We start from the raw sequence: 4727 nt of genomic DNA, 5'->3' as shown, positions 1-4727 counted from the left end.
CAATAGATTAGATAGTGATGAGTTAGTGACGAGTTTATCCAAACTGGTCACTTGCTGTGAACAGTCGGCCATTGAATACAAAAAAACCGGCCTAAGCCGGTGTGATTATTTTGAGGTGCCAAGATAGGTAGGACAGAATTGGGGATAAAAGAAAGGCCTGCAAGCAGGCCCGAGTACACACTGATACATTGCTCCCCGGTGTTGGATGTATGAGGTTTGTACAACGCAACTATAAGTGTCGTAACTGATAGCGTCCAATGGGTTAGACAGATCAATAACGTAATATTGATCGGTAGAAACGATCGTGATGTTGTTTATTCAATGTGCTTCACATTTAGGCAACCAATCGGCCTCGCAGTCTTCACTTAATATCAGATTGGTTTGCATTCCTTGGTTCGTCTTACGCTTCAACAAGGCTATTTCATATTCGCTCAAGGTTTGCGGCACAGCGCGCCCGAATGCGGTCAGGCTCATTGGCCGTTGATGGCCGCGCGCCTCCATAAACGACAGGTAAGCGTGATACAGGTATTTACGCGGATTAGCCGGGATAATATTGGCATTCCCCATATACAGGCCATTGGGCGTATTAACCGCCAGCAGATAACCACAAAAATCAACCAGCGGGTCAGCACCGCGTTTAATCTCCAGCGCTTCATCCGAGTTCTGCTGTGCTTCGAGTAGCGCACGGGCATCATTGGGGGCGGTAAAGCGCTGCATCAGGTGGCGTACAATCACCGCCAGCTCACCGGTAATTTTCGCCAGTAATAGCGGGTCACGCTCATTGGCCGGGATGACTTCCGGGAACGGCAGAATAACCCGGCGACGGGATACGCCGCCGCTGCGGTCACTGAACTGCATCGGGTTGTTATTGACGGCCAGAATCACCGCCGGGATATGGGTGGAATAGGCATCACGGTATTTCGGGTCAATGGCGACAGCATCGCCGCCAGTGATGGCTTTAATGCCCGCCCCGTCACCGCTCCAGCGCTCTTGGTCTGGCAGGATAATCAGAGAGAACCCTACTACGGAGGCACGTTCCCGCGACGATTCCAGCGTATCGATGGTGGCCGAGGTGGTATTGTCTTTACCGGCCAGCAAGCTTGCGATGGAGGCCATCACGCTTTTACCACTGCCCCCCGGCCCGGTCACTTCAAGGAACAGTTGCCAGTCATAGCGGTTCGCCAACACCATATAAAGCGCCGCGAGAATACGCGTCTGTTTCTCATGCTGTTGCCCGGCGGCCCGTGTTAACCAGCGCCAAAAGTGCGGGGCATGGTCGGACAGATTTTCCCCGGCATTGGGCGGGGTGTAATCCACACTGTTCACGGTACGCAACCAGTGCGTTTTCTGGTGTGCGCTGAACTGGCCGGTAGTGGTATCAAATACCCCGTTACGAAAACCTATCAAGTGCCGGGCGGGTGTTCCCATTTGTGGCACCATCAGCTTGAGCGTATCGAGTACGCTATTAATCCCTGACGCTGAGAATGGGGCGCGGATTTTCTGGAACAGGGCGGCAATCTCCCGACTGAGAACCCGATAAGGCAGCACCTGCCACGCCCCTTTTTCATAGCGACACAGGTCTTCACCCACCTGTGGTACGGCCAATAAGTGCTGATAGTGCTCGGCTAATAGTTCGGCCTTTTCACTGGCACTCATGGCTTTCAGGTCGGCGTCACTGAGCGTATCAAACGGGCTGGGCTGTTGCGGCTGATTGAATGCTTGTAACTGGGTCAGAGTAGCCAGTTTGCCTTGCTGCTGATAAACGTCGTTCCAGTCACCGACAACCGACGGCAACGCCAGCTTACCGCCGCTCAATTGGGCGGCCTCTGTTGCGCGGCTCTGGCCGGTGCCGTTCTCGTCATTATCGGCGGCCAACAATAACAATGCATCCGGGTAGTGGATACGCAACTGTTGCGCCAGTGCGGGCAGATTGTTAGCGCTGAGCGCGACACACACCGTTTCCCCGGTCAGATGATGTACCGTTAGCCCGGTAGCATAGCCCTCGGTCAGCCAGATAACGGCGTTATCCTGTCCGGCAAAAAAATGACAGGCTGTTTTCACTTGTCCCCCGGCCAGTGTGCGCTTGTCACCGTCGGCGTTAATCAACTGAACGTTAACCACTTCACCGCTACTGTCAGTCAGGGGGAATAACAGGTCGCCGGGTTGATAGGTAATACCCCCAACACACAACGGTTTACCGTGTAATGTCAGCGTCTCCAGCTCTGGCCAACCTTTGGTGGTCAGATAGGCATTCCCGGCCTGTGGTTGGGCGACAGTCAGCAACTGTCTGGCCTGTTCTGCGGCCCGCTGCCGTGCTTGCGCTTTCTCCTGCACTTCCTGTCCGGCATTGTGTGCCGGTAATGGCGGGTTCGATGGCTCCCCTAACACCTCGGCCACTTTGCAGGCGGCTTCCTTGGTCGTGACCGCCAGCGCCTTTTCAACCAGATTCAGACCATCGCCGCCACCGCACTGGTTACAAAACCATGTGCCACGCCCTTGCAGGTTATCAAAACGGAAACGGTCTTTACCGCCACACATCGGGCAGGGCTGCGCCCGGCCTCCGGCGGCGATATGAATACCAAGAGCGGGGAGCAATACCGGCCACTGGCCGGTGGCTGCACGTGAGGTGCGTGAAACGCTTAATAGTGTCATTCTCTGTTTCTCCTCAGTGCAGGGTGGTTTTAGGGGTTGTGGTTATCTGCGCCTGACACAGCTCATCCATCATTTTTTGCCCTAATACTGTCAGGCGCGGCGGAGCCAGCAAAATATCCGGCTGCACCATGTCACTGAGCATGGTGCAGGCCATATCCATACCGGCTTCTGGCCCGTGCTGGCGCACAAAGTAGCCCTCAATATCCATCGCAATGGTCATTTGTAATTCATCCAGCGAGTAACCAAGGCTCACCCCGTGAGATACGCAGGTATCCAGATAGGCATGGGCTAACGCACGGCGATAAACAGCGGTACGGACTTCAACGGGCAGACAGGATTGATTCAGGGTATTCATACGATAGGTGCCTCCATGCGGGATAAGATTTGTGATTCGCAGGTGTTCATCACCTGTCCGAGCTGGTCAGTCAGTAACGCCACCATTGAGGCGAACGATTCAGGTGATGGAGGGGTAATGCCGTGTAACAGACTGGTTTGCGTTTCCAGCATATCGAGGAACGTCACACCAACATTGTGCGCATGCTGGAGGCGTAAGAAATCAGCGTGAGGGATGCTGTACTGCGTATCACGGTCATAACGGGCGGCAAGGGTATTCATGCGACCTCCCCCAGTGGCAGACGGCCAGCAAACGACAGGATGTAGTCACGGGTTAAACGCAGGCGGGCATTCTTCTCACTGCTGGCGGTAGTACGCAACATGCAGGGACGCGCCGTTAATTCAGTACGGCGAACGGCAGCAAACAGATAGATAAATTGCGGGTATTGTGACGATAGGGTCGTAGCCATAATAATGGCCTCCTTTGTTAGCTGGTTACAGCTACCACTGGAGTTCCTACACTCATGGGTGGTAGCCCAGACGGGGGTAGGAATACCGGCAACAAAGGAAACCGGCCAGCCCGAAGGCTGCCCCGCCTGGGCCACCATTGCTTGATAGCGACAGCGGTGTAGAAACCACTGCGCAAAAAACTGGTAGGCCGAGGCCACGACATAAAAAAACACGCCTGGCGCGTGTTGTGTCGCCTTTGTTAAACACGGGTTCCTACGCCCGGCTGCCGATTTTGCGACAGCAGGGCGACTATAACGCAAGGCCTGCAAAAAATGCAAGCCAGAGAAAAGCCCTTTTTGTGGGATGAGGGTCATCGGTTTAACAGTCAGTCTGAATATCAGGCTTGGGCTGAGCAGGAGCACGGGAGTAGAAATTGGCCTGTGCTGGCGTGCCTGCCGCATCGCCCGACATCACTTGCACCACGCCGTTTAGCTGGCTGCGGTACTTGGGTAAAGCAAGGCCGGGTTGTTGCTGCGCAATCTGGAACGCCTCAGCGATGTACTGCACGTCTCCATCATTCAGAGTGAAGAATTGCTCGCCGATTTTTAGAGTGATCATGCTGATACCCCCTGACGGTTAGCAATACGCTCTGCCATCCAGCCCTCAATCTCAGAGGCCAACCATGCGACGTTCTTACCGCCGAGGGAAATCTGTGCGGGGAAGTGGTCACGGCTAATCAGTTCATAAATGGTTGAGCGGGATAAGGCTGTGGTGTTAATCACTTCCGGCAGACGCATAAAGCGGTCACGAGGGTAGTGTGTTGCCATGGGTGGTGGCGTATTGGATAAAGTCTGTTGTGTCATTGCAAGCATGAAAAGCTACCTTATGGTTGTCCGGCCATATACCGCCGGGTTTGCTGGGATTCAGTTGGGTAGCCCCCTATTGTGAGAATATTTTTACCTGATGCAACAAGCCGTTGTTGTGTGATTAACCACAACAAACACGCGTAAAAATGACGGTATTTGACTCTCTGGGTCTATGTGGGTGTATTCGGGTATATGTGTGGAAGAGGTGTTTTTTTGTACTGACCAGTTAAAGCTAAAATGAATTAAAAGACATTGATTGATATTAAAATGCTCTAAAAAAGAGTGGTGGTGGTTGAGTACAACAGTGAGGGTTTTGCCTGCTTTTTAAGCTAGCCAGAGAAAAAGCTCTTTTTAACCAAGTGAACAGTAGTGAACACTTGGTGAATAGTTTTAAATGAACTGTTCACCCTTTTATTTATTGATTAT

General features: G+C 53.1%; 6 protein-coding genes. All 6 read right to left on the bottom strand.

Annotation, left to right across the window (positions count from 1 at the left end; all coding sequences use genetic code 11):
• Positions 1-318: 318 nt before the first annotated feature.
• The 6 genes from V2A85_RS21955 to V2A85_RS21930 are packed head-to-tail and all read right to left on the bottom strand — an operon-like array spanning position 319 to position 4307.
• Positions 319-2652, bottom strand: coding sequence for a primase-helicase zinc-binding domain-containing protein (locus V2A85_RS21955; RefSeq protein ID WP_420072365.1), 2334 nt, complete (start codon positions 2650-2652; stop codon positions 319-321).
• Between the two features lie 13 nt (positions 2653-2665).
• Positions 2666-3007, bottom strand: coding sequence for a DUF5375 family protein (locus V2A85_RS21950; RefSeq protein WP_420072364.1), 342 nt, complete (start codon positions 3005-3007; stop codon positions 2666-2668).
• Positions 3004-3267: a hypothetical protein gene (locus V2A85_RS21945; protein ID WP_420072363.1), complete on the bottom strand. Its 264-nt coding sequence runs from the start codon at positions 3265-3267 to the stop codon at positions 3004-3006. The genes V2A85_RS21950 and V2A85_RS21945 overlap by 4 nt, the downstream gene beginning before the upstream one ends.
• Positions 3264-3809, bottom strand: coding sequence for a host cell division inhibitor Icd-like protein (locus tag V2A85_RS21940; RefSeq protein WP_420072362.1), 546 nt, complete (start codon positions 3807-3809; stop codon positions 3264-3266). Before V2A85_RS21940 ends, V2A85_RS21945 begins: the two co-directional genes overlap by 4 nt.
• Positions 3810-3813: 4 nt before the next feature.
• Positions 3814-4053, bottom strand: a complete 240-nt coding sequence (locus tag V2A85_RS21935; RefSeq protein WP_420072361.1) for a hypothetical protein — start codon at positions 4051-4053, stop codon at positions 3814-3816.
• Positions 4050-4307 (bottom strand): helix-turn-helix transcriptional regulator, encoded by a 258-nt coding sequence (locus V2A85_RS21930; protein ID WP_050328774.1) that lies wholly within the window; start codon positions 4305-4307, stop codon positions 4050-4052. Before V2A85_RS21930 ends, V2A85_RS21935 begins: the two co-directional genes overlap by 4 nt.
• Between the last annotated feature and the right edge of the window lie 420 nt (positions 4308-4727).

The sequence above is a fragment of the Yersinia sp. 1252 StPb PI genome (genome assembly GCF_048593885.1).
GTDB lineage: Bacteria > Pseudomonadota > Gammaproteobacteria > Enterobacterales > Enterobacteriaceae > Yersinia > Yersinia enterocolitica_E.
The sequence above is the reverse complement of the archived record's forward strand: the minus strand, read 5'-3'. Positions and strand labels throughout refer to the sequence as shown.